Source organism: Scandinavium sp. NPDC088450 (assembly GCF_044900545.1).
Taxonomy (GTDB): Bacteria; Pseudomonadota; Gammaproteobacteria; order Enterobacterales; family Enterobacteriaceae; genus Scandinavium.
Window position 1 is genome coordinate 1 of record NZ_JBJDNI010000029.1, and the last position, 24,576, is coordinate 24,576.

A 24,576-nucleotide genomic window follows, 5' to 3' on the forward strand; every position below is an offset into this window, starting at 1 on the left:
CATCCTTGCGAATGCGGGGTACCGGGTGTTCCGGTCCATGATACTGTTCGGTTTATCACATGTGGAGAGGTGCAGTCCGGCGCGAATTATCTACGACACAGATTTGAAAATCTAAGGCCCGGTACGGCGTCCGGACTGCAGGCAGAAAGAACTGGCCGGTTCTTTCTGCACGAGAGGAATAATACAAGGCCCGGTAAGGCGTAGCCGCCACCGGGCAATTCAGGCTCGGGTTTATTCTACCGTCAAAGGCCAGTGCACATAGCTTTGCCACTGGCTTTCCTGCAACACCAACTCTGCACCCAGCGGATGATTTTCCAGCCAGCCTGTGGGCAGTTTTAACGTCAGCGCTTCACCTTCCACGCTTAACGTCATGTCGGGAACCAGATCGTCACGGCGGCGGCCGGCAAACAAAATCGCCAGGCGCAGCAGGCGGCAGAGCCTGTCGGCAACGCGTGGAGAGACGGCGTTTTGCTGGTGCAAAGAAGGGAGATCAACCGGATTGGTTTGGTTGAGCACTAACGTTGCCAACAGCTTTTTCTGAGCGGGAGTAAAGCCTGGCAAATCCAGATTACGTACCAGATAGGCTGCATGCTGTGGGGCTTGTTTAAAATCCACACTCAGGCCGATTTCATGCAGATGGCAAGCACTTAGCAGCAGATCGCAGCTTAATGGCTCGATATCCCACTTTTCCCCGATCTGATCAACGAAATGAGAAGCCAGTTGCGCCACGCGCTGAGCTTGTTCGGTATCGACCATAAAACGACGCTGAATATTGCGCAGTGTACGGTTGCGTATATCCTGATCGACCGCCAGATGGAGCATGCCGTAAACCAGGCCTTCACGCAGCGCACCGCCAGCCAGCGTCATGCACTGAATACCCAGTTCGTTGAAAATGGCCAACAGGATAGCCAGGCCGCTGGGGAAAACCAGCGCTCGTTCCAGCGTCAGGCCTTCAATTTCAAGCTCTTCAAGACGACCGCACTGGATGGCTCGCTGCTTCAGCTGTTGCAGTTTAGGCAATGTGATGCGCTCGTCCATGCCCTGCGCCATCATGATTTCCTGCAAGGCCTGGACGGTGCCGGAAGCGCCGACGCAAACTTTCCAGCCATTGTTGCGCAGTTCATTGGCAACCGGACGCAGTACCTCGCGCGCAGCTTGTTCGGCTGCATCGAAATGAGCTTGTTCAAGGTTACGGTCGGTAAAGAAGCGTTCCAGCCAGGTGACGCAGCCCATGGAAAGGCTGAACAGCGAAGTGGTTTGTGCGCCCACACCGGTGACGAGTTCGGTACTCGCACCGCCGATATCGACGACCAGACGGCGCTCATCGCCGCCAGTGGTATGCGCCACGCCTTGATAAATCAGACGCGCTTCTTCTTCACCGCTGATGACCTGAACCGGACAGCCAAGGATCTCTTGTGCTTTGGCGATGAAATCGCTCGCATTGACCGCCAGGCGCAGCGTTGCGGTGGCGACCACACGGATTTGGGCGTGAGGAATATCTTGCAGACGTTCAGCAAACAGGCGCAAACACTGCCAGCCTCGCTCCATCGCTTCGGGAGACAGCGTGTTGTTGCTGTCCAGCCCGGCGGCGAGCCTGACTTTGCGCTTGATGCGCGTCAGGGTTTGAATGCTCCCCGCCACTTCGCGCACAACCAGCATATGAAAACTATTGGAACCGAGATCGATAGCTGCATAAAGCGAAGAGGCGGTGCTGAGCATAGCGCGTTTAACCTGGACGACGACGATTACGCGGTGCGCCACCGGAGCGACGCGGGCCATTGCCTGGACGAGCACGCGTCAGGCGCAGTGCCTTCGGCAGATCGTTCATCAGGGCATCCGGATTGTACTTACTCTGCGGAATCGAATGACCAATATAGGTTTCGATAGCAGGCAGATTCAGGGCGTACTCTTCACAGGCGAGGCTGATGGAGTGGCCGCTGGCACCGGCACGACCGGTACGACCGATACGGTGAACGTAGTCTTCGCAGTCGTCTGGCAGGTCGTAGTTAAAGACGTGGGTCACGGCGGGAATATGCAGGCCGCGCGCAGCAACGTCGGTTGCGACCAGAATATCGAGATCGCCACGGGTGAATTCGTCGAGAATACGCAGGCGTTTTTTCTGCGCAACATCGCCAGTCAACAGGCCGACGCGATGACCGTCTGCTGCCAGATGGCCCCAGATGTCTTCACAGCGGTGTTTGGTGTTGGCGAAGATGATGGCGCGATCTGGCCACTCTTCTTCAATCAGCGTTTGCAGCAGGCGCATTTTTTCTTCGTTAGAAGGGTAGAAGAGTTCTTCTTTAATGCGGTGCCCGGTTTTCTGCTCTGGCTCCACTTCCACGTACTCGGCGTTGTTCATCTGCTCGAAAGCCAGCTCGCGAACGCGGTAAGAAAGAGTAGCGGAGAACAGCATGTTCAGACGTTGGTTAGCCTGTGGCATGCGGCGGAACAGCCAGCGAATATCTTTGATAAAGCCGAGATCGTACATGCGGTCGGCTTCGTCCAGCACCACGACCTGGATCGCGCCCAGGTTAATGTGATTCTGTTTTGCATAATCAATAAGACGGCCAGTGGTGCCGATCAAAATATCGACGCCGCTTTCCAGGACTTTGAGCTGCTTATCGTAGCCGTCGCCGCCGTAGGCGAGACCCAGCTTCAGGCCGGTCGCATTTGCCAAAGGCTCTGCATCCGCATGAATCTGGACAGCCAGTTCACGCGTCGGTGCCATGATCAGAGCGCGAGGTTGGTTAACCTGACGGTTCTCTGCGGCCGGGTGAGAGAGAAGATAATGGAACGTTGACGTTAAAAACGCCATCGTTTTGCCGGTTCCGGTTTGCGCCTGCCCTGCAACATCACGACCCGCCAGTGTCAGCGGGAGGGCCAGTGCCTGAATGGGCGTGCAATTATGAAACCCTTTCTTTTCAAGGGCTTCAATCACTTTTGGGTGCAGGGCGAAGTCGGAAAACTTCTGTTCTGTTAAATGTGTTTTGCTCATAGTGTGGTAGAATATCAGCTTACTATTGCATTAAGAAAGCGTATCCGGTGAAATAACGTCAACCTTTTAGTTGGCTAAAGCAACATCAACACGACGTTGATTGTTGATTAATGCTACACCAACACACCAGGCTTATTCCTGTGGAGTTATATATGAGCGATAAAATTATTCACCTGACTGACGATAGTTTTGACACGGACGTACTCAAAGCTGACGGGGTTACTCTCGTTGATTTCTGGGCAGAGTGGTGCGGTCCGTGCAAAATGATTGCTCCGATTCTGGATGAAATCGCTGAAGAGTTCGAAGGTAAGCTGACCGTTGCGAAGCTGAACATCGATGCAAACCCAGGCACAGCGCCGAAATACGGCATCCGCGGTATTCCGACCCTGCTGCTGTTCAAAAACGGCGAAGTCGCGGCCACGAAAGTGGGTGCGCTGTCTAAAGGCCAGCTGAAAGAATTCCTCGAAGCAAACCTCGCCTAATCCAGACGTTGCCGATGTGGCGCCCAGTGTTCTCCTAAAATGTCAGGACCGCTGGACGCCCGTTCATAGTCGTGCTAAGTTAACGTTGACTTCGTTTTAAACATACCTTATGTAGTTTGAATCTGATTTAGCCAAACCTTCCCGTACGACTACATTACGCGTGAAGTTGAAAGATTCCAGGCTTATCACTATTTCCGTCTCGTCGTTTCAGTTCTGCGTTCTTTCCTTGACCAGGCAGCGTACAGACATGAGTTGATGGCCGTAAACAGGCACGGATGACCCTGCCATACCATTCACAACATACGTTCGAGATTTACCCCTCACACCACTATGAATCTTACCGAATTAAAGAATACGCCGGTTTCTGAGCTGATTACTCTCGGCGAAAATATGGGGCTGGAAAACCTGGCCCGTATGCGCAAACAGGACATCATTTTTGCCATCCTGAAGCAGCACGCGAAGAGTGGCGAAGATATCTTTGGCGACGGTGTGCTGGAGATTCTGCAGGATGGATTTGGTTTCCTCCGCTCCGCAGACAGCTCCTACCTCGCCGGCCCCGATGATATCTACGTTTCCCCCAGCCAAATCCGCCGTTTCAACCTCCGCACAGGTGACACCATTTCCGGTAAGATTCGTCCTCCTAAAGAGGGTGAGCGTTACTTTGCTCTGTTGAAAGTTAACGAAGTTAACTACGACAAGCCGGAAAATGCGCGTAATAAAATCCTGTTCGAGAACTTAACGCCGCTGCACGCGAATTCTCGTCTGCGTATGGAACGTGGAAATGGCTCCACCGAAGACTTAACGGCTCGCGTACTCGATTTGGCTTCGCCAATCGGTCGTGGCCAGCGTGGCCTGATTGTTGCACCGCCGAAAGCCGGTAAAACCATGCTGCTGCAAAACATTGCACAGAGCATTGCCTACAACCACCCAGACTGCGTGTTGATGGTACTGCTGATTGACGAACGTCCGGAAGAAGTGACCGAAATGCAGCGTCTGGTTAAGGGTGAAGTGGTTGCTTCTACCTTTGACGAACCGGCTTCTCGCCACGTTCAGGTTGCGGAAATGGTTATCGAGAAAGCGAAGCGTCTGGTTGAGCATAAAAAAGACGTTATCATTCTGCTCGATTCCATCACTCGTCTGGCTCGTGCCTACAACACCGTCGTACCGGCTTCCGGTAAAGTGCTGACCGGTGGTGTGGACGCCAACGCCCTGCATCGTCCGAAGCGTTTCTTCGGTGCGGCACGTAATGTGGAAGAGGGCGGAAGCCTGACCATCATTGCCACCGCACTGGTCGATACCGGTTCTAAAATGGATGAAGTTATCTATGAAGAATTTAAAGGTACCGGCAACATGGAACTGCATCTGGCGCGTAAGATCGCTGAAAAACGTGTCTTCCCGGCTATCGACTACAACCGTTCTGGTACCCGTAAAGAAGAGCTGCTCACCACTCAGGAAGAGCTGCAGAAAATGTGGATCTTGCGCAAAATCATCCATCCAATGGGTGAAATCGACGCAATGGAGTTCCTCATTAATAAGCTGGCGATGACCAAAACTAACGACGATTTCTTCGACATGATGAAGCGTTCGTAAGGTTTGTTTCGCTGAGAAACGCCACGCAGTTGCGTGGCGTTTTTGTTTTTGCCGTACGGTGATTAACACCGGCGAAAAAGACAGTGAAGTGAAGAGTTTTTTGCGGCGTTCGGGTTGAAGTCGTCATTTCTGGCTAAAATTACAACAATCCCCTTAAAACTCAGTCGTATTCCTCTTCAGGAGAGCGGCTATCGTGAGTATACTTTCGCTAATAATTTTTCCAGAGAGCACCAATTGTGAATTTACTGACCGCCAGTACTGATCTGATCAGTATTTTTTTGTTCACAACCCTGTTCCTTTTTTTCGCCCGCAAGGTCGCTAAAAAGGTCGGACTGGTGGATAAACCCAACTACCGTAAACGTCATCAAGGATTGATCCCTCTGGTTGGCGGCATCTCAGTTTATGCAGGGATATGCTTCACGTTTGCGATTGTTAACGCCTACATTCCTCATGCCATGCTCTATCTGGCCTGTGCCGGTGTGCTGGTGTTCATCGGCGCACTGGATGACCGATTCGATATCAGCGTAAAAATCCGAGCCACTGTTCAGGCGTTGATCGGCATTGTCATGATGTTTGTCGGCAATCTGCACCTGATGAGCCTGGGCTATATTTTTGGCTCGTGGGAACTGGTTTTAGGGCCATTCGGCTATTTCCTGACGTTGTTTGCCGTCTGGGCCGCGATTAACGCCTTCAATATGGTCGATGGCATTGATGGCCTGCTGGGTGGGCTGTCCTGCGTGTCCTTTGCCGCGATGGGCCTCATCCTGTGGTTCGACGGGCAGACCAGCCTGGCGATGTGGTGCTTTGCGATGATTGCCGCGATTGTGCCTTACATCATGCTGAACCTCGGCATTCTGGGTCGTCGTTATAAAGTCTTCATGGGTGATGCTGGCAGTACCTTAATCGGCTTCACCGTCATCTGGATTTTGCTGGAAACCACTCAGGGGAAAACGCACCCGATTAGCCCGGTCACCGCGCTGTGGATTATCGCGATCCCGCTGATGGATATGGTGGCGATTATGTATCGCCGTCTGCGCAAAGGGATGAGCCCGTTCTCCCCTGACCGCCAGCACATCCACCACCTGATCATGCGTGCCGGGTTTACCTCTCGTCAGGCCTTTGTGCTTATCACCCTCGCAGCAGCGCTGTTAGCGGGAATTGGCGTGTTGGGCGAATACACCCACGTCATCCCTGAATGGGGCATGCTGATCCTGTTTTTACTGGCGTTCTTCCTGTACGGCTACTGTATTAAACGTGCATGGAAAGTGGCGCGCTTTATCAAACGCGTGAAGCGCAGAATGCGCCGTAAAAGTACGACACGTCCAACCTAACCCCAACAATCTGGAAGAGAGATGACACAACAATTACCGGGAGCAAACTCAGTGAACGCTGAAAATGAACTGGATATTCGCGGTCTGTTTCGTACGTTATGGGCGGGGAAACGCTGGATTGTCGGCATTGCATTTCTGTTTGCTCTGATTGTGCTCATCTACACTTTCTTCGCCCGGCAGGAGTGGAGCGCGACGGCGATTACCGATCGCCCAACGGTGAATATGCTGGGCGGTTACTACTCTCAGCAGCAGTTTCTGCGTAACCTGGACATCAAGGCCAATCTCGCTTCCACCGATCAGCCTTCGGTGATGGATGAATCCTACAAAGAGTTCATCATGCAGTTGGCTTCCTGGGACACCCGTCGTGAATTCTGGCTGCAGACGGATTACTACAAACAGCGCAAATCGGGCAACGCTCGTGCTGATGCCGCGCTGCTTGATGACCAAATCAACGACATCGTGTTCACCCCGGGCGATGTGCTCAAGAACGTCAACGACAGCGTGAAGCTGGTGGCTGAAACTGCGCCGGATGCCAACAATCTGCTGCGCCAGTACGTGGCGTTTGCCAGTGAACGTGCCGCAGGTCATCTGAACGATGAACTGAAAGGGGCCTGGGCGGCGCGCACCGTGCAGATGAAAGCGCAAGTGAAGCGTCAGGAAGAGGCCGCAAAGTCTATCTTCGACAGACGCATTCACAGCGTTCAGGAAGCGTTGAAAGTGGCTCAGCAAAACAATATCTCACGCAGCGAAACCGATGTGCCGGTGGGCGAACTTCCTGATTCCGAACTTTTCCTTCTGGGGCGGCCGATGCTTCAGGCGCGTCTGGAGAATCTGCAATCCGTCGGTCCGGAATTTGATCTCGACTATGATCAAAACCGGGCGATGCTGACCACACTGAATGTTGGCCCGACGTTAGATCTCCATTTTCAGACCTATCGTTATTTGCGTACGCCAGAAGAACCGGTAAAACGCGACAGTCCTCGCCGCGTCTTTCTGATGGTGATGTGGGGCATTGTGGGGGCACTGATTGGCGCAGGTGTCGCGCTGGCTCGTCGTCGTCCACAGTAACAGCACCATCCTGATGAAGGCGTAAGCCTTCACCAGAATGATGATAAACCTCATGCCAATACCGAATAAGCAGATGTCACCAGTGACAAAACATGGAAAATCAATTTATTGATTTTCGGCTGATAATCACAAAGAAGGAAAAACCACGCTTTTTCCTTCTTTGTCAGCAATCGAATGAAGGCGTAAGCCTTCATCGTCTACCAAAGAGAATCGATGTGAAAGTACTGACCGTATTTGGCACACGTCCGGAGGCGATCAAGATGGCGCCGCTGGTCCATGCGTTGGCGAAGGACCCTCATTTCGAGGCGAAAGTTTGCGTCACCGCACAGCATCGGGAAATGCTGGATCAGGTGTTAAAACTGTTTTCCATCGTGCCCGACTACGATCTCAATATCATGAGCCCGGGGCAGGGACTCACGGAGATCACCTGCCGAATTTTGCAGGGGCTAAAACCGGTACTCGACTCCTTCAAACCCGATGTTGTGCTGGTGCATGGCGACACCACAACCACGGTTGCCGCAAGCCTTGCAGCGTTTTACCAGCGCATTCCCGTCGGGCATGTTGAAGCGGGTTTACGCACCGGTGATCTTTATTCGCCGTGGCCGGAAGAAGCCAACCGCACGCTGACCGGTCACTTAGCGATGTACCATTTTGCGCCAACGGAAAATTCACGCCAAAATCTGCTGCGTGAAAACCTGACTGACCACAATATCTTTATCACCGGCAACACGGTGATTGACGCCTTGCTGTGGGTTCGCGACAGAGTGCTCAGCGATGATGCATTACGCGCAAGCCTGGCCGAACGCTATCCTTTCCTGAATCACGACAAAAAATTAATCCTGGTCACAGGGCACCGTCGGGAAAGCTTCGGGCGTGGGTTTGAACAAATTTGCCAGGCGCTGGCGGAAATCGCTGCGGCGAATCCGGATGTGCAAATTGTTTACCCGGTGCACCTCAATCCGAATGTCAGTGAGCCGGTTAACCGAATTCTGGGCCATGTGGACAACGTCTTTCTTATTGAGCCACAGGACTATCTTCCTTTCGTCTGGCTGATGAATCGCGCCTGGCTGATCCTCACCGATTCCGGTGGGATTCAGGAAGAAGCGCCTTCTCTTGGCAAGCCAGTGCTGGTGATGCGTGAAACCACAGAACGCCCGGAGGCCGTTGAGGCGGGCACTGTGCGTCTGGTGGGCACTGACCGTCAGCGTATTGTTGATGAAGTCACGCGTCTGCTAAGAGACAACGAGGAGTATCAGGCCATGAGCCACGCCCATAATCCTTATGGCGATGGACAGGCCTGCAGCCGTATTTTGTCAGCCCTCAAAAACAATCAGGTAACGCTATGAGTTTTTCGACCCTTTCTGTGATTGGCCTCGGCTACATTGGTCTGCCGACGGCAGCGGCATTTGCCTCAAGGCACAAGCAAGTGGTAGGTGTGGATATCAATCAGCATGCGGTGGACACCATTAATCGCGGTGAAATTCATATCGTTGAACCCGACCTGGAAAAAGTCGTTAAAGAGGCGGTTGCCGGGGGCTATCTCCGGGCCAGCACGTCGCCCGTTGAGGCGGATGCTTATCTTATTGCGGTGCCAACGCCGTTCAACGGCGATCACGAGCCGGACATGGCTTATGTCGAAGCGGCTGCCAAATCCATTGCCCCGGTGCTGAAAAAAGGCGCGCTGGTAATTCTGGAGTCCACCTCACCGGTGGGTGCAACAGAGCAAATGGCGCAATGGCTGGCTGAACTTCGCCAGGATTTGAGCTTCCCGCAGCAGGCGGGTGAACAAGCGGACGTCAATATCGCCTACTGCCCGGAGCGTGTGTTGCCAGGGCAAGTGATGGTCGAGCTGATCAAAAACGACCGCGTAATCGGCGGCATGACGCCGGTCTGTTCTGCCCGTGCGAGCGAGCTCTACAACATCTTCCTCGAAGGTGAGTGCGTGGTGACTAACGCCCGCACTGCTGAAATGTGCAAACTGACCGAAAACAGCTTCCGCGACGTGAACATTGCGTTTGCCAACGAGCTGTCACTGATTTGTGCCGATCAGGGCATCAATGTCTGGGAACTGATTCAACTGGCTAACCGTCACCCGCGCGTAAATATTTTGCAGCCCGGTCCGGGCGTCGGTGGGCACTGTATCGCCGTCGACCCTTGGTTTATCGTCGCGCAAAACCCGCAGCAGGCGCGTTTGATTCGCACTGCCCGCGAAGTGAACGATCACAAACCTCACTGGGTGATGAATCAGGTCAAAGCCACCGTTGCGGACTGTCTGGCGGCCAGCGGCAAACGCGCCGCAGAGATCAAAATCGCCTGCTTTGGCCTGGCGTTTAAGCCGAACATTGACGACCTGCGTGAAAGCCCGGCGATGGAAATTGCAGAATTAATTGCCGACTGGCATAGCGGTGAAACGCTGGTGGTGGAGCCGAATATCCATCAATTGCCGAAACAACTGGCCGGGAAAGCGACGCTGGCAACACTGCAGGATGCTCTCGCCAACGCCGATGTGCTGGTGATGCTGGTTGATCATCAGCAGTTCAAAGCGATTGATGGCAAGGATGTCGCTCAGGCGTTCATCGTCGACACCAAAGGAGTCTGGCGTTGAAAAAAATCCTGATTACCGGTGGGGCGGGCTTTATCGGTTCCGCCGTGGTGCGTCACATCATCAATGACACGACGGACAGCGTAGTGGTTGTCGACAAGCTGACTTACGCCGGTAATCTTGCCTCGCTGGCACCCGTCGCACAAAGCGAGCGTTTTGCTTTCGAACAGGTTGATATTTGCGATCGCCAGGCGCTGGATCGGGTCTTTGCTCAGCATCAACCTGACCTGGTGATGCACCTGGCTGCGGAAAGCCATGTCGACCGTTCGATTGACGGCCCCGCCGCGTTTATCGAAACCAACATTGTCGGAACTTATACTCTGCTGGAAGCAACACGCGCCTGGTGGAATCATCTAGAGACAGCGAAAAAGAACGCCTTCCGTTTTCATCACATTTCCACGGATGAAGTGTACGGCGACCTGCACGGCAGCGATGATTTCTTCACTGAAACAACCCCTTATGCGCCGAGTAGCCCTTACTCTGCGTCCAAAGCGGGGAGCGACCATCTGGTACGCGCGTGGCTGCGTACCTACGGCTTGCCAACGTTGGTGACTAACTGTTCCAACAATTACGGCCCATACCATTTCCCGGAGAAACTGATCCCGCTGACCATCCTGAATGCATTGTCGGGCAAACCTCTGCCGGTTTACGGCAACGGCCAGCAAATTCGTGACTGGTTGTATGTGGAAGATCATGCGCGAGCGCTTTACCGTGTCGTGACCACCGGTGTCGTCGGCGAAACGTACAACATCGGCGGGCATAACGAGCGCAAGAACATCGATGTCGTGCAGACCCTTTGCGCGCTGTTAGAAGAGCTGGTGCCACAAAAGCCTCAGGGTGTGGCGCACTATAAAGATCTGATCACCTTCGTCACCGACAGACCAGGGCACGATGTTCGCTACGCCATCGATGCAGCGAAAATCGAACTTGAACTGGGCTGGACGCCAGACGAAACCTTCGAAAGCGGCATGCGCAAAACCGTGCAGTGGTATTTAGCCCACGAAGTCTGGTGGAAACAGGTTCTTGATGGCAGCTATCAGGGCGAGCGTCTGGGCCTGAAAGGCTAACCCTCCCGGGAGGACACATGAAAGGTATTATTCTGGCTGGCGGTTCCGGTACACGCTTACACCCGATTACGCGAGGTGTGTCGAAACAGCTGTTACCCATTTACGATAAGCCAATGATTTACTACCCGTTGTCCGTGCTGATGTTGGCAGGGATCCGGGAAATTTTGATTATCACCACGCCTGAAGACAAAAGCTACTTCCAGCGCCTACTGGGCGATGGCTCCGAGTTTGGCATTGAACTGCATTATGCCGAACAGCCGAGCCCGGACGGCCTCGCGCAAGCTTTTATCATCGGGGAAACCTTCCTTGCAGGCCAGCCGTCCTGTCTGGTGCTTGGCGATAATATCTTCTTCGGCCAGGGGTTCAGCCCAAAACTGCGCAGCGTTGCCGCGCGTACGGAAGGGGCGACCGTCTTCGGTTATCAGGTGATGGATCCCGAACGCTTCGGCGTGGTGGAGTTCGACGACAACTTCCGCGCGCTCTCTTTGGAAGAAAAACCAAAACAACCAAAATCCAATTGGGCGGTGACCGGGCTCTATTTCTACGACAGTAACGTCGTGGAATATGCCAAACGCGTCAAACCGTCTGAGCGCGGCGAGCTGGAAATTACCTCCATTAACCAGATGTATCTTGAGGACGGCAATCTCACTGTCGAACTGTTAGGCCGCGGTTTTGCGTGGCTGGATACCGGCACACACGACAGCCTGATTGAGGCGAGCACCTTTGTGCAGACGGTTGAAAAACGTCAGGGCTTCAAAATTGCTTGCCTGGAAGAGATTGCCTGGCGAAACGGCTGGCTCGACGACGAAGGCGTAAAACGCGCCGCCACGCAGTTGGCCAAAACCGGCTACGGCCAATATCTGCTGGAGCTGCTTCGTGCTCGTCCGCGCCAGTATTGAACCTCTCCACTGGGAGAATCAATTCTTCGGCGTGAACAGCGCCATCGTGCGTTTTAGCGACGAAGCGGAGGAATTGACAGATTCTGTGCTGGCGGGCTGGTCGCGGGTTCAGGCAAAAATCCCCGCTCATCGCACAGACTGGCTGGATGCTTTGCAACGCCTGGATTTTCACCTTGTTGAAGGTGAAGTGGATTTGCAGTTGCCGGTGGTAGCTTGTGCCGACCCACAACCTGAGACAGCAACGGAAAGCGATATTCCGCGCTTGCGTGAATTAGCGGCCCAGGCCTTTGCTCAGAGCCGTTTTCGCACGCCCTGGTATGCAGAAGGGGCCAGCGGGCGTTTCTACGCGCAGTGGATTGAAAATGCCGTTCGCGGCACGTTCGATCACCAATGTTTGATTTTCAGAGAGGATGGCGGCGATATTCGCGCTTTTGTCTCTCTGCGTCAGTTAAACGAAAGTGAAGCGCGCATCGGCTTGCTGGCCGGGCGCGGCGCAGGGCAAAAATTGATGCAGGCGGCGATACAGTGGGCGCATGCGCGACAGCTGACGACGCTAAGAGTTGCCACACAGGTCGGCAATACTGCCGCCCTTAAACGTTACATTCAAAGCGGTGCCACGATTGAGAGCACCGCCTACTGGTTATACAGGTGACACGATGATTCCTTTTAACGCCCCGCCGGTAGTCGGCACCGAACTGGATTACATGCAGTCTGCCATGGGCAGCGGCAAGCTCTGTGGCGACGGTGGTTTTACTCGTCGCTGCCAGCAGTGGATGGAACAGCGCTTCGGCAGCGCCAAAGTCTTGCTGACGCCATCCTGTACTGCTTCTCTGGAAATGGCCGCGTTGCTGCTGGATATCCAGCCGGGCGACGAAGTGATCATGCCGAGCTACACGTTTGTGTCTACCGCCAATGCGTTTGTGCTGCGTGGAGCAAAAATCGTGTTTGTCGACGTACGTCGTGACACCATGAATATCGATGAAACGCTGATTGAAACGGCCATCACCGACAAAACTCGCGCTATCGTGCCGGTTCACTATGCGGGTGTTGCCTGTGAAATGGACACCATCATGGCGATTGCTAAAAAGCATAACCTGTTCGTCGTCGAAGATGCCGCACAGGGCGTGATGTCGACCTACAAAGGCCGGGCGCTCGGTTCCATCGGCCACATTGGTTGCTTTAGCTTCCACGAAACCAAAAACTACACCGCAGGTGGAGAAGGCGGCGCGACGCTGATTAACGATAAAGCGCTGGTGGAACGGGCTGAAATCATTCGTGAAAAAGGCACCAACCGCAGCCAGTTCTTCCGTGGGCAAGTGGACAAATACACCTGGCGTGATATCGGGTCGAGCTACCTGATGGCCGATTTGCAGGCCGCCTATCTTTGGGCGCAGCTTGAAGCCGCAGATCGCATCAATCAGCAGCGCTTAAGCCTGTGGCAAACTTACTACGACGCGCTGAAGCCGCTGGCGGAAGCCGGGCGAATTGAACTGCCCACTATTCCGGCCGACTGCGTACACAACGCGCATATGTTCTACATCAAACTGCGCGACGAAGACGATCGCAGCAAGCTCATTGCCTGGCTGAAAGAGGCGGAGATTCTGGCGGTGTTCCACTACATCCCGCTGCACTCTTCACCTGCGGGGAAAGCGTTTGGTGAGTTCAAAGGCGAAGACCGTTTCACCACGCAAGAAAGTGAGCGTTTACTACGCCTGCCACTTTTCTACAATCTGTCTTCTGTTAATCAGCGCACGGTGGTCAACTCTCTGCTGAGTTACTTCGCCTGATATGTCACTGGCAAAAGCTTCAATCTGGACCGCCGCCAGCACGCTGGTAAAAATTGGCGCTGGCCTGCTGGTGGTCAAACTGCTGGCGGTCGCTTATGGCCCGTCCGGTGTCGGTCAGGCGGGTAACTTCCGCCAACTGGTGACCGTATTGGGCGTACTGGCTGGCGCAGGCATTTTCAATGGCGTGACCAAATACGTCGCGCAGTACCATGATAACCCTGAGCAACTGCGCAAAGTCGTGGGGACTTCCTCAGCGATGGTGCTGGCGTTTTCCACGCTGCTGGCCGTCATCTTCTTATTGGCTGCCGCGCCAATCAGCCAGGGCCTGTTTGGACATACGCATTATCAGGGGCTGGTTCGCCTGGTCGCACTGGTGCAAATGGGCATCGCCTGGGCGAATTTGCTGCTGGCGTTGCTGAAAGGGTTTCGCGATGCGTCCGGAAACGCACTGGCACTGATTGCCGGGAGCGTAATCGGCGTGGCGGCGTATTTTGTGAGCTGGCATGTTGGCGGTTATGAAGGCGCGTTGCTGGGCCTGGCGCTGGTGCCTGCTTTAGTGGTTCTCCCTGCAGGCATCATGCTGGCGAAGCGAAAAGTCATTTCGTTTTCCTGGTTAAAACCAAAATGGGATACTTTCCTGGCAGGCCAGCTCGGCAAATTTACCCTGATGGCGCTGATCACATCGGTGACGATACCGATCGCTTACGTGATGATGCGAAACCTGCTGGCGGCGCACTACAGTTGGGATGAAGTGGGGATCTGGCAGGGTGTCAGCAGTATTTCAGACGCTTATTTGCAGTTTATCACCGCCTCGTTTAGCGTCTATCTGTTACCTACTTTATCCCGGTTGACGGCGAAAGCGGACATCACCCGCGAAATCGTCAAATCGCTGAAGTTTGTGCTTCCGGCGGTGGCGGCTGCAAGCCTGACCGTCTGGCTGCTGCGTGACTTCGCCATCTGGCTGCTGTTTTCGGCGAAGTTTACCGCGATGCGCGACCTCTTCGCCTGGCAACTGGTGGGTGACGTCCTGAAAGTGGGCGCTTACGTCTACGGCTATCTGGTGATCGCCAAAGCGTCGCTGCGGTTTTATATTTTGACGGAAATCAGCCAGTTTGCGCTGCTGACCGCGTTTTCTCACTGGCTGATCCCTGCGCACGGCGCGTTGGGTGCAGCACAGGCCTACATGGCGACTTACATTGTTTATTTTGCGCTGTGTAGCGGCGTATTTTTAATCTGGCGTAAACGGGCATGACTGCACTGATACACGTTTTGGGATCGGATATCCCGCACCACAACCAGACCGTACTGCGGTTCTTCAACGATGAACTGGCGGACTCAGGGCAGCACGCCCGTGAGTTTATGGTGGTGGGAACGGAAAAGGGACAACCTGAAGCTTACCCGGCGCTGACGCTGAGTTTTTATGCCAGCAAGAAAGCGTTGGCTGAAGCGGTTCTCGCGAAAGCAAAAGCCAATCGCACTCAGCGCTTCTTTTTCCACGGGCAGTTCAATTTCGGCCTGTGGCTGGCGTTGCTGTCGGGTGGCATCAAGCCTGCCCAGTTTAACTGGCATATCTGGGGGGCCGATCTGTATGAAGTTTCCCATGGCCTGAAATTCCGTCTGTTCTACCCGCTGCGTCGCCTGGCGCAAGGGCGTGTTGGCAGAGTGTTTGCCACGCGTGGCGATCTCAATACGTTTGCCCAGCAGCATCCACGAGTTAAAGGTGAATTGCTTTATTTCCCGACGCGCATGGACCCGACATTAAATAAGATGAGCACTGTTTCCCGTGAGGGCGATGTGTTGACGGTGCTGGTGGGCAATTCGGGCGACCGCAGTAACGATCATGTCGCGGCCCTGAAAGCCATCCATCAACAGTTTGGCGACACCGTCAACGTGGTTGTCCCGATGGGCTATCCGGCAAATAATGACGAGTACATTCGTGAAGTCCGTGCCGCAGGGGAAGCGCTGTTCAGCCCAGAACACCTGAACATTCTCGACCAGAAACTTGAGTTTAACGATTATCTGGCGCTGTTGCGCCGTTGCGATTTGGGTTACTTCCTGTTCCCGCGCCAGCAAGGTATCGGCACGCTTTGCCTGCTGATTCAGGCGGGTATTCCGTGCGTACTGAATCGCGAAAACCCTTTCTGGCAGGACATGACGGAACAGCACATTCCAGTGTTGTTCACTGCCGACAAGCTTGATGTTGCCGTCGTGCGCGAAGCTCAGCGTCAGCTGGAAAGCGTGGATAAAACGCAGATAGCCTTCTTCCGCCCCAATTATCTCGAACCGTGGCACCGTGCGCTGCAGTTAGCGGCAGGAGGATCGCAATGAGCCTGATGCAGTTTACCGGCCTGCTGGTGGTGTGGCTGTTCTCCTCGTTGTTTATTGCCACGCTGACGTATTTTGAGTTTCGTCGCGTGCGCTTTAACTTCAACGTCTTTTTCTCGCTGCTTTTCATGCTGACGTTTTTCTTCGGCTTCCCGCTGTCGATGACGCTGGTGTTCCGTTTTGATGTCGGCGTGGCGCCGCCAGAGATCTTGCTTCAGGCCTTATTGTCGGCGGCGTGCTTCTACGCGATTTACTACGTGACCTATAAAACTCGCCTGCGTGCTGCCAGTTCGCAAAGCGAGCGTCGCCCCTTGTTTACCATTAACCGGGTGGAAGCACATCTGACGTGGCTGATGCTGGCGTTGATTGCGCTGGTGAGCGTCGGCATATTCTTTGCTCACAACGGTTTTCTGCTGTTTAAGCTGCACTCCTACAGCCAGATTTTCTCCAGTGAAGTCTCGGGCGTAGCCCTGAAGCGCTTTTTCTACTTCTTCATTCCGGCGATGCTGGTGGTCTATTTCCTGCGTCAGGACAGCAAAGCGTGGATTTTCTTCCTCGTCAGCACGGTAGCTTTTGGTTTATTGACGTATGTGATTGTCGGCGGCACTCGCGCCAACATCATTATCGCCTTCGCTATCTTCCTGTTCATTGGCATCATTCGCGGTTGGATCTCGTTATGGATGTTGGCGGCGGCTGGCGTGATGGGGATCGTCGGCATGTTCTGGCTGGCGCTGAAGCGTTATGGGATGAACGTCAGCGGCGACGAAGCCTTTTACACCTTCCTGTATCTCACGCGCGACACCTTCTCGCCGTGGGAGAACCTGGCGCTGCTGCTGCAAAATTACGACAAAATTGATTTCCAGGGGCTGGCCCCGATTGTGCGCGATTTCTACGTGTTCATTCCGACCTGGCTGTGGCCTGATCGTCCTGGGATTGTGCTCAATACCGCCAACTACTTTACCTGGGAAGTCCTGAATAACCATTCCGGACTGGCGATTTCACCGACGCTAATCGGCTCGCTGGTGGTGATGGGCGGCGCGTGGTTTATTCCGCTGGGGGCGGTGGTCGTTGGGTTAATCATTAAATGGTTTGACTGGCTCTATCTGCTCGGTAACCGAGAAACGAACCGCTATAAAGCGGCCATTCTGCACAGTTTCTGTTTTGGGGCTATCTTCAACATGATTGTGCTGGCGCGTGAGGGACTGGATTCCTTTGTCTCCCGCGTGGTCTTTTTCCTGGTGATTTTCGGGCTCTGCCTGCTGATCGCCAAATTGCTTTACTGGCTGCTGGACTGTGCCGGGCTTGTTCACAAGCGCGTAAGAACACAGCCGCAACCTCTGGTTTGAGAAGGAAACACATGACGGATTCGACAGCAGCACCGCATTACACCGTGCGTGGGCTGCAACTCATCGGCTGGCGGGATATGCAGCATGCGCTCGATTATCTCTACGCCGACGGGCAAATGAAGCAGGGCACGCTGGTGGCCATCAATGCGGAGAAAGTGCTGACGGCGGAAGACAATGCCGAAGTGCGCACGCTGATTGAGGCGGCGGAGTTTAAGTATGCCGATGGCATCAGCGTTGTGCGTTCGATTCGCAAAAAATATCCGCAGGCGAATGTTTCACGCGTGGCGGGGGCTGATTTATGGGAAGCGCTGATGGCGCGAGCGGGCGCTGAAGGCACCCCTGTTTTTCTGGTGGGTGGCAAGCCTGAAGTGCTGGCCCAGACGGAAGCGAAGCTTCGCCAGCAATGGAACGTCAACATCGTGGGCAGCCAGAATGGCTATTTCAAAGCTGAGGACAGGGCGGCGCTGTTTGAGCGCATTCATGCCAGCGGTGCGAAAATTGTCACGGTGGCCATGGGGTCGCCCAAGCAAGAAATCTTTATGCGTGATTGCCGCGAAGTTCATCCTGATGCGCTTTACATGGGCGTTGGCGGGACCTATGACGTCTTTACGGGCCACGTGAAGCGTGCGCCGAAAATCTGGCAACAGCTTGGCCTGGAGTGGCTCTACCGTCTGTTATCGCAGCCGAGCCGCATCAGCCGTCAGTTACGCTTACTGCGTTACCTTCGCTGGCACTATTCCGGCAACCTCTGATCCCCTTCCGCTTTAGACGCTGTATTGCACAGTAATTGTGCAATACATTCGTATAATTAATACTTTGTTTGCCATACCAGCGATTTTATTCAACCATGCGCCCCTTATTTTTTCATAACAATAACCGGCACCGACCGGAACGTTGCAGACACATGAGGATCTATGGCTGAGAAACAACCGGCGCTACAGCGAGGGCTGGAAGCGCGACACATCGAATTAATCGCCCTCGGCGGCACCATTGGTGTGGGCCTGTTTATGGGGTCGGCAAGCACCCTGAAATGGGCTGGTCCGTCCGTCCTGCTGGCGTACATCATCGCCGGGTTGTTCGTGTTCTTCATTATGCGTTCGATGGGCGAAATGCTGTTCCTCGAACCGGTCACCGGCTCCTTCGCAGTCTACGCTCATCGCTACATGAGCCCGTTCTTTGGTTATCTTACCGCCTGGTCGTACTGGTTTATGTGGATGGCGGTGGGGATATCCGAAATCACGGCGATTGGGGTGTACGTCCAGTTCTGGTTCCCGGACATGGCGCAATGGATCCCCGCGCTGATAGCCGTCGCGCTGGTGGCGCTAGCGAACCTTGCCGCAGTGCGTTTGTACGGCGAGCTGGAGTTCTGGTTTGCGATGATCAAAGTCACCACCATTATCGTGATGATTGTGGTCGGGCTGGGCGTCATCTTCTTCGGTTTTGGCAATGGCGGGCAGTCGCTTGGCTTTGGCAATCTGACAGAGCATGGCGGCTTTTTTGCGGGCGGCTGGAAAGGTTTTCTGACTGCGCTGTGTATTGTTGTCGCTTCCTATCAGGGCGTTGAGTTGATAGGCATTACGGCGGGTGAGGCCAAAAATCCTCAGGTCACCCTGCGCAGCGCAGTAGGTAAAGTGCTGTGGCGCATCCTGATTTTCTATGTGGGCGCGATTTTCGTTATCGTCACCATTTTCCCGTGGAATGAAATTGGCACCACAGGCAGCCCGTTTGTCCTGACATTCGCGAAAATTGGCATTACCGCAGCGGCGGGTATCATCAACTTTGTGGTACTGACGGCGGCGTTGTCGGGCTGTAACAGCGGAATGTATAGCTGCGGGCGCATGCTCTACGCGCTGGCGAAAAATCGTCAATTACCTGCGAAGGTGGCAACGCTTTCCCGCAATGGCGTGCCGGTGGTGGGTGTTGCTGTGTCGATTGCCATTTTGCTGCTCGGATCGTGCCTTAACTACATTATTCCTAATCCACAGCGGGTGTTTGTTTACGTCTACAGCGCCAGTGTGCTGCCAGGCATGGTGCCGTGGTTTGTCATCCTGATCAGTCAGTTACGCTTTCGCGAAGCTCACAAGCAGGCGATGGTGAATCACCCGTTCCGTTCAGTGCTGTTCCCGTGGACCAACTACCTGACGATGGCGTTCCTGATTTGCGTGCTGATCGGCATGGGATTCAATGAAGATACGCGCATGTCGTTGTTTGTTGGCATTCTCTTCCTGGCGGTGGTGACGCTGCTGTATAAGCTTTTGGGTCTCAATCGTGTCGGCGATCCCCAGAAAGTGAAGGAATAAGCGACAAAATGCACAAAGCATGAGCAAACAAACATTTTATTTAAAAAGGCACTAGACAGCGGGGGGGGAAGTCCGTATTATCCGACCCCGCAACGGCGCTAAGCGCCCGTAGCTCAGCTGGATAGAGCGCTGCCCTCCGGAGGCAGAGGTCTCAGGTTCGAATCCTGTCGGGCGCACCATTAACCCGGTGTCGGAGCTGCGGTGGTTTATGACCGCGTAGAAAAGATTTGCAGTGGTGGCTATAGCTCAGTTGGTAGAGCCCTGGATTGTGATTCCAGTTGTCGTGGGTTCGAATCCCATTAGCCACCCCATTATTTAAGAGTTTTGTGGCATGCGAAGGTGGCGGAATTGGTAGACGCGCTAGCTTCAGGTGTTAGTGTCCTTAGGATGTGGGGGTTCGAGTCCCCCCCCTCGCACCATAACTCTAAAGAATTGAACTAAAAATTCAAAAAGCAGTACATCGGCGAGTAGCGCAGCTTGGTAGCGCAACTGGTTTGGGACCAGTGGGTCGGAGGTTCGAATCCTCTCTCGCCGACCAATTTTGAACCCCGCTTCGGCGGGGTTTTTTCTATTCTGAATTCCCACCTTTCTTTTCCCCGTAAATAAAATTCTTAAGCGCTGCTCATCTCTGGGAAATATGTCTCCAGATGGCGACATTTAATTCACTGATTCTCAGCTAATTCTGTATCAGGCAATTCTGGCGTCTCCCTTTGGCGACATCTCCTTTATTCCTAAAAGCACAAACTCCCTGATATTGAGGGGTGCAAGAATGGCACGCGGTGTGCAATAATATCTGTGTAGATGCTCATTCCATCTCTTATGTTCGCGTTTACGCCTCATAAACTCAGGAATGACGCAGAGCCGTTTACGGTGCTTATCGTCCACCGACAGATGTCGCTTCGGCCTCATCAAACACCATGGACATAACGTTGAGTGAAGCACCAATTGTTGTCAAACAGACCTGTTTTAACGCCTGCCCTGATTTCAGTGCAGGCGTTTTTTTATGGGATTAATGCCGATAGCGGAATAAGACGAGCGCGACCAACAATAATGCGCTGAACGAAACGCACCACAGTGTCTGAATAGCGTTAAACCTCGCGGAGAGGACAACGGTTATTAAGGTGGTGAAGGTGGCTGTCAGTGTTTGCCAGCGGTATGCTTTCGCGCTGGCATGGGCAACGCAGTCTTGCGTAAAGTGATGGAGCACGCTGAAGGTGCCCAGCGCAAACACCACGTTTGAAGCCAGATGGGCAATAAAAATGGCCGCCAGAGCTGCGCCGACATGGTGCGATAAAGCAGGCATCAAGGCGTATGAAAGCAAAAACAGCCCCAGACATCCCAGCAGTAACCCGTTGTGCTGCATATGTTGCGTCATCTTCTTACTGTTGAGCAGAAGAGGGCCGCAAAGCTGCCCGAGACTTCGGCTGAACAGCAAAGGTAACGCCAGCGCAGTGGAGTCATCCGGCCTGAATTGCTGTGCCAGTGAAGGCAACAGTGCCATCGCAGGAGCGCCCACTGCGGCCAGAGCGGGTAACAGAAGCAAACTGCGCTTCTGCCTGATGCTGAGGGTTGTCCAACTCAGTGCAGGCATGGAGTCGCTCGCTGGGGCTTGCGGGCCGATACCAATACGTCTTCCTGCCAGCCACAATAGCAGTGAGGCGACGACAAAACTTGCCGCGTCCACCGCCAACAGGCTTTCCGGATCCACCCTCTCGAACAGAAGCACGCCGACCCCCGTCCCCAACAAAACCTGAGAGGCAAAAATCAGGTTCTCCATGGCGGTTGCCGCGGGAAGCTCTTCGCTAGAAAGCCCTCGTTTAAACGTCAGCGCCAGAGCGGGCCACGACATGCCACCCAATAGCGCCTCAACGGATTGCACGGAAAGAAGCAGGGGAATGCTTTGATAGTGCAAACCCAGCAACGGCAGCAGTAAGGCGACTAGCCCTGCGAGCTCACAGAACAGCAGCAAACGCAGAGGAGGGGAGAGGCGACAAAGCTTCTCGCCCAGCAGGCTGCCAATAAACCCAGGCACTGTTGCCAGTAGCCAGGCCAGCGTTAATACCGAAGATGAAGCTTGCCAGCGCAGAAGCTGACCAAACACCACGACCTGCGTCAGGCCGTTTCCCAAAGAAGACACAATAAAGGCGAGTGCCATCAAGCGAAGCCAGGCATGGCTTCGCAATGCGCGTATCAGCGCAAACAGCAGAGAATTCATGTGAGACGATCTCCAGCAATACGTTATCCACGCGTCATTGCGCGTGAGTGAAAAACGGTAAATGCTGAAAAATCGTTACATTGGCGGGCCCGGTCAGGTACGGAAGAACTTTGACTCTAGCATGGGGATATCGAAAAAAGAAAGGGGCCGAAAAGGCCCCTTATTGCATCAGGAAGGTGAATTGTTCTGAAGTGTGAGCAACAGCCCGTCCCGGCGCATGGCGGCGGCTTCTTCTGGCTGGTGCAATCTGTCCAGCGCATCGGCAAGCCAGGCATAATCAAAGGCATCCGGGCGTTGTTTCAACGCTGCGCGGAACGCGACGGTCGCTTCCTGCCATTCGCCATGTTTCATCAGCGACTGGCCTAAGGTGCTCCACAACAGCGGGCGATCGCCCACGCTTTTGATTTGCTGACGCAGCACTTTTTCAAGCTGCTCAGGGTTGTTGGTTTTCAGGCGCGGCACCGGCAGCAGCAGGCGATCGTCGTACTGGCGCTTCAGGCCATCAATAATGATCTGCTGGGCGGTGTCATGATCGTCACATTCAATGAGGTGATCAGCCATGGCAACCTGCAAAGCAACCTGATGACGCGTCTTACGGCTCTGGTTTTTCCACCATTCACGCAGGCCATCGCTACCCTGATCGGCACGTGCCTGATCCATCAAACCAATCCACGCTTGCTGTTCCAGTGCATCGCGATGAGCCTGATCGCCGACATTCGCTTTCGCCATCGAAGGGATGATGTCGAGCAGCGAGCTCCACGCACCGGTGCGGATGTAGGCCTGTTCTGCCAGACGCAGCACTTCCGGGTGGCGCGGAGAAATCTCAAGCAGCCTGTCGATACCGTGACGTGCAGCGTGGTCTTCATTACGGGCAAGCTGAATACGAACGCGGGTAATTTCTACCGGGATCAGATCGTTACCGGCACTTTCTGCGGCGCGCTCCAGGTGCTGGTTGGCACGCATTTCGTCGCCACGCTGTTGAGCCGCTTCAGCCGCCAACAGATAGTTCACCACCGGTTGCTCAGCGTGATCGGCATTTTTCGCCATCAGCTTCTCAACCTGCTGGTAATCGCCTTCTGCCAGTTTCAGCAACGCTTGTTCAGTCTGCTTACGGGCACGGCGGCGTTTGCGTCCTACGAACCAGCCGCGAGTGTGCGCGCCGGTGCGGAAGATGCGACGCAAGATCCACTCAATGGCAAACAACACCACCATCGTCAGGATCAGAATGATCACAAGCCCGGTGACGCTGGTCTCAATGTTGTAGTTATCGGTCTGGATCAGGACATAGCCCTGATGCCCGGCAACGATGGGGCCCACAACGATCCCGGCGATCAACAGCGCAAAGAGCAATAATACTTTGATCATGATTATTCTCCTTGCGGCGCAGCAGCGGCAGGCGCTTCAGCCTGAGGTGCGGCTTCTGTGGCGGCCACGGACGGCTGAGCCAGCAGATTACGCACGCGCGTTTGCATCAGTTTTTCCAGAATCGCCTGGCTTTGCAGCGTGTCTGGCACATCCATATTAATGTTCTGCTGGCTCAGCTTATCCAGCTCATCGAGGAACGCTTTGGTGGTGGCATCGTCGGTGTCGTAATAAGCACGCACCCACGTTGAAACGTTATCCAGCGCCTGTTTGTAAGTCTCTTCCTGGTGACGTGGAACAGCCTGAGCGGCAACCAGCAGACGTGAGCGAATGTTTTCGCGCAGATAGACGTCCTGGTTTGGTGCCAGCAGCGGTACGGCTGTTTCGTCACGACGGCGAATAGTAATGAAGCTGTCCATAAAGTTCTGCCAGCTTTTCTGCAGGTTGACGCGCCATTCACTGAGGGAGCTTGAAAGCTCGCCGCCGTCGTCATCCATTGGAGAGTCGTCGGTGCTGTTATCCGCCAGACGCAGGTTGTCGATTTGGTTCGACAGCTGATTCACTTTGAGAATAATGCCGTCGTAGTCGACCTGTGAAACACCGGAAAGGCTTGCAACATCGTCGGTGATTGCGCGGCGTGCGCCAATCAGGCTCGGATCGTTCATGTCAGCCAGACTCGCATCGGCACTTTTCAGCAGCGCCGCGGCAGTAGTGACATCCTGATCGCTCCACAGCTTGCGGCCTGCCAGTTTGACGAGGAAATCGGCCTGAGCCAGCAGCCAGGTTTTGGCATCGCTGCCAGAAATGGTGGCGACTTTCTGCTGTAGCTCATCAAGCTGTTTATTGAGCGCATCTTGCTGATTCTTCGCTTCTGCCAGCTGAGAGGCCTGCTGCTTGATAACGCCTTCCAGCTCACTTTTCTGGGTCTCCTGCGCTTTTTGCAGCGCAGTCACCTGATTCACCAGCGCATCGCTGGCGGTGGTCTGATTCACGTTTTGCTGCTTAACCAGCCCATACAGGCCGGCACCCGCCGCCAATGCGATAGCGATAGCCACTACGCTCAGCACCAGTGGCGTTTTGTTGCTGCCATTTTTCTTCTCAGCGTTCTTCTTTTCAGCATTCTCCGGCTGTGGCGTGATGTCCACGGCCTCCCTGGTCTCTTCAACCACGGCGGAGTTCTCTTTTTGTTCCGTCATTATGGCTTCCA

20 protein-coding genes and 4 tRNA genes are annotated in these 24,576 nt (G+C 54.3%); 19 read left to right on the forward strand and 5 right to left on the reverse strand.

What is annotated here, in order from left to right; all coding sequences use genetic code 11:
• Positions 1 to 231 precede the first annotated feature (231 nt).
• Both gppA and rhlB read right to left on the reverse strand, forming a co-directional pair.
• Positions 232 to 1,719, reverse strand: a complete 1,488-nt coding sequence (gppA, locus tag ACI2I2_RS20510) for a guanosine-5'-triphosphate,3'-diphosphate diphosphatase (protein ID WP_404659723.1) — start codon at positions 1,717 to 1,719, stop codon at positions 232 to 234.
• Between the two features lie 7 nt (positions 1,720 to 1,726).
• A complete protein-coding gene (gene rhlB, locus ACI2I2_RS20515) occupies positions 1,727 to 2,995 on the reverse strand; it encodes an ATP-dependent RNA helicase RhlB (protein WP_404659653.1) in 1,269 nt (422 codons plus the stop codon).
• A gap of 152 nt (positions 2,996 to 3,147) precedes the next feature.
• Here rhlB and trxA point away from each other — a divergent pair, with 152 nt between their 5' ends.
• The 19 genes from trxA to ACI2I2_RS20610 all read left to right on the forward strand — a co-directional run bounded on the left by trxA (position 3,148) and on the right by ACI2I2_RS20610 (position 20,330).
• Entirely contained in the window at positions 3,148 to 3,477 is a 330-nt protein-coding gene (gene trxA / locus ACI2I2_RS20520; RefSeq protein WP_330985223.1) for a thioredoxin TrxA, read from the forward strand.
• A 330-nt stretch (positions 3,478 to 3,807) separates the two neighbouring features.
• Positions 3,808 to 5,067, forward strand: coding sequence for a transcription termination factor Rho (rho, locus tag ACI2I2_RS20525; protein ID WP_297200544.1), 1,260 nt, complete (start codon positions 3,808 to 3,810; stop codon positions 5,065 to 5,067).
• A 236-nt stretch (positions 5,068 to 5,303) separates the two neighbouring features.
• A complete protein-coding gene (gene wecA / locus ACI2I2_RS20530; RefSeq protein WP_404659655.1) occupies positions 5,304 to 6,398 on the forward strand; it encodes a UDP-N-acetylglucosamine--undecaprenyl-phosphate N-acetylglucosaminephosphotransferase in 1,095 nt (364 codons plus the stop codon).
• 21 nt (positions 6,399 to 6,419) lie between these two features.
• On the forward strand, positions 6,420 to 7,466 hold the full coding sequence (gene wzzE, locus ACI2I2_RS20535; protein WP_404659657.1) for an ECA polysaccharide chain length modulation protein: 1,047 nt from the start codon (positions 6,420 to 6,422) through the stop codon (positions 7,464 to 7,466).
• 215 nt (positions 7,467 to 7,681) lie between these two features.
• Entirely contained in the window at positions 7,682 to 8,812 is a 1,131-nt protein-coding gene (gene wecB, locus ACI2I2_RS20540; protein WP_404659659.1) for a non-hydrolyzing UDP-N-acetylglucosamine 2-epimerase, read from the forward strand.
• Entirely contained in the window at positions 8,809 to 10,071 is a 1,263-nt protein-coding gene (gene wecC, locus ACI2I2_RS20545; RefSeq protein WP_404659660.1) for a UDP-N-acetyl-D-mannosamine dehydrogenase, read from the forward strand. Before wecB ends, wecC begins: the two co-directional genes overlap by 4 nt.
• Positions 10,068 to 11,135, forward strand: a complete 1,068-nt coding sequence (rffG, locus tag ACI2I2_RS20550) for a dTDP-glucose 4,6-dehydratase (RefSeq protein WP_404659661.1) — start codon at positions 10,068 to 10,070, stop codon at positions 11,133 to 11,135. The genes wecC and rffG overlap by 4 nt, the downstream gene beginning before the upstream one ends.
• 17 nt (positions 11,136 to 11,152) lie before the next feature.
• Positions 11,153 to 12,034, forward strand: coding sequence for a glucose-1-phosphate thymidylyltransferase RfbA (gene rfbA, locus ACI2I2_RS20555; RefSeq protein WP_404659663.1), 882 nt, complete (start codon positions 11,153 to 11,155; stop codon positions 12,032 to 12,034).
• Positions 12,012 to 12,686: a dTDP-4-amino-4,6-dideoxy-D-galactose acyltransferase gene (rffC, locus tag ACI2I2_RS20560; protein WP_404659664.1), complete on the forward strand. Its 675-nt coding sequence runs from the start codon at positions 12,012 to 12,014 to the stop codon at positions 12,684 to 12,686. The genes rfbA and rffC overlap by 23 nt, the downstream gene beginning before the upstream one ends.
• Before the next feature lie 4 nt (positions 12,687 to 12,690).
• A complete protein-coding gene (rffA, locus tag ACI2I2_RS20565) occupies positions 12,691 to 13,821 on the forward strand; it encodes a dTDP-4-amino-4,6-dideoxygalactose transaminase (RefSeq protein ID WP_404659665.1) in 1,131 nt (376 codons plus the stop codon).
• Between the two features lies 1 nt (position 13,822).
• On the forward strand, positions 13,823 to 15,073 hold the full coding sequence (wzxE, locus tag ACI2I2_RS20570) for a lipid III flippase WzxE (protein ID WP_404659666.1): 1,251 nt from the start codon (positions 13,823 to 13,825) through the stop codon (positions 15,071 to 15,073).
• Entirely contained in the window at positions 15,070 to 16,149 is a 1,080-nt protein-coding gene (locus tag ACI2I2_RS20575) for a TDP-N-acetylfucosamine:lipid II N-acetylfucosaminyltransferase (protein WP_404659668.1), read from the forward strand. The genes wzxE and ACI2I2_RS20575 overlap by 4 nt, the downstream gene beginning before the upstream one ends.
• Positions 16,146 to 17,492 (forward strand): ECA oligosaccharide polymerase, encoded by a 1,347-nt coding sequence (gene wzyE / locus ACI2I2_RS20580; protein WP_404659669.1) that lies wholly within the window; start codon positions 16,146 to 16,148, stop codon positions 17,490 to 17,492. The genes ACI2I2_RS20575 and wzyE overlap by 4 nt, the downstream gene beginning before the upstream one ends.
• Before the next feature lie 11 nt (positions 17,493 to 17,503).
• Positions 17,504 to 18,244 (forward strand): lipopolysaccharide N-acetylmannosaminouronosyltransferase, encoded by a 741-nt coding sequence (wecG, locus tag ACI2I2_RS20585; RefSeq protein WP_404659671.1) that lies wholly within the window; start codon positions 17,504 to 17,506, stop codon positions 18,242 to 18,244.
• Between the two features lie 162 nt (positions 18,245 to 18,406).
• Positions 18,407 to 19,792, forward strand: a complete 1,386-nt coding sequence (locus ACI2I2_RS20590) for an amino acid permease (protein WP_404659672.1) — start codon at positions 18,407 to 18,409, stop codon at positions 19,790 to 19,792.
• Between the two features lie 102 nt (positions 19,793 to 19,894).
• Positions 19,895 to 19,971 (forward strand) — tRNA-Arg (locus ACI2I2_RS20595).
• Between the two features lie 56 nt (positions 19,972 to 20,027).
• A tRNA-His gene (locus ACI2I2_RS20600) sits at positions 20,028 to 20,103 on the forward strand.
• A 22-nt stretch (positions 20,104 to 20,125) separates the two neighbouring features.
• Positions 20,126 to 20,211: transfer RNA gene (locus ACI2I2_RS20605), tRNA-Leu, on the forward strand.
• A 42-nt stretch (positions 20,212 to 20,253) separates the two neighbouring features.
• Positions 20,254 to 20,330, forward strand: a tRNA-Pro gene (locus ACI2I2_RS20610).
• 471 nt (positions 20,331 to 20,801) lie between these two features.
• On the opposite strand, the gene ACI2I2_RS20615 is transcribed toward ACI2I2_RS20610, so the two are convergent.
• The 3 genes from ACI2I2_RS20615 to hemX all read right to left on the reverse strand — a co-directional run bounded on the left by ACI2I2_RS20615 (position 20,802) and on the right by hemX (position 24,565).
• A complete protein-coding gene (locus tag ACI2I2_RS20615; protein ID WP_404659673.1) occupies positions 20,802 to 22,007 on the reverse strand; it encodes an MFS transporter in 1,206 nt (401 codons plus the stop codon).
• A gap of 168 nt (positions 22,008 to 22,175) precedes the next feature.
• Positions 22,176 to 23,372, reverse strand: a complete 1,197-nt coding sequence (gene hemY / locus ACI2I2_RS20620) for a protoheme IX biogenesis protein HemY (RefSeq protein ID WP_404659674.1) — start codon at positions 23,370 to 23,372, stop codon at positions 22,176 to 22,178.
• Between the two features lie 2 nt (positions 23,373 to 23,374).
• Positions 23,375 to 24,565, reverse strand: coding sequence for a uroporphyrinogen-III C-methyltransferase (gene hemX, locus ACI2I2_RS20625; RefSeq protein WP_404659675.1), 1,191 nt, complete (start codon positions 24,563 to 24,565; stop codon positions 23,375 to 23,377).
• Positions 24,566 to 24,576 lie beyond the last annotated feature (11 nt).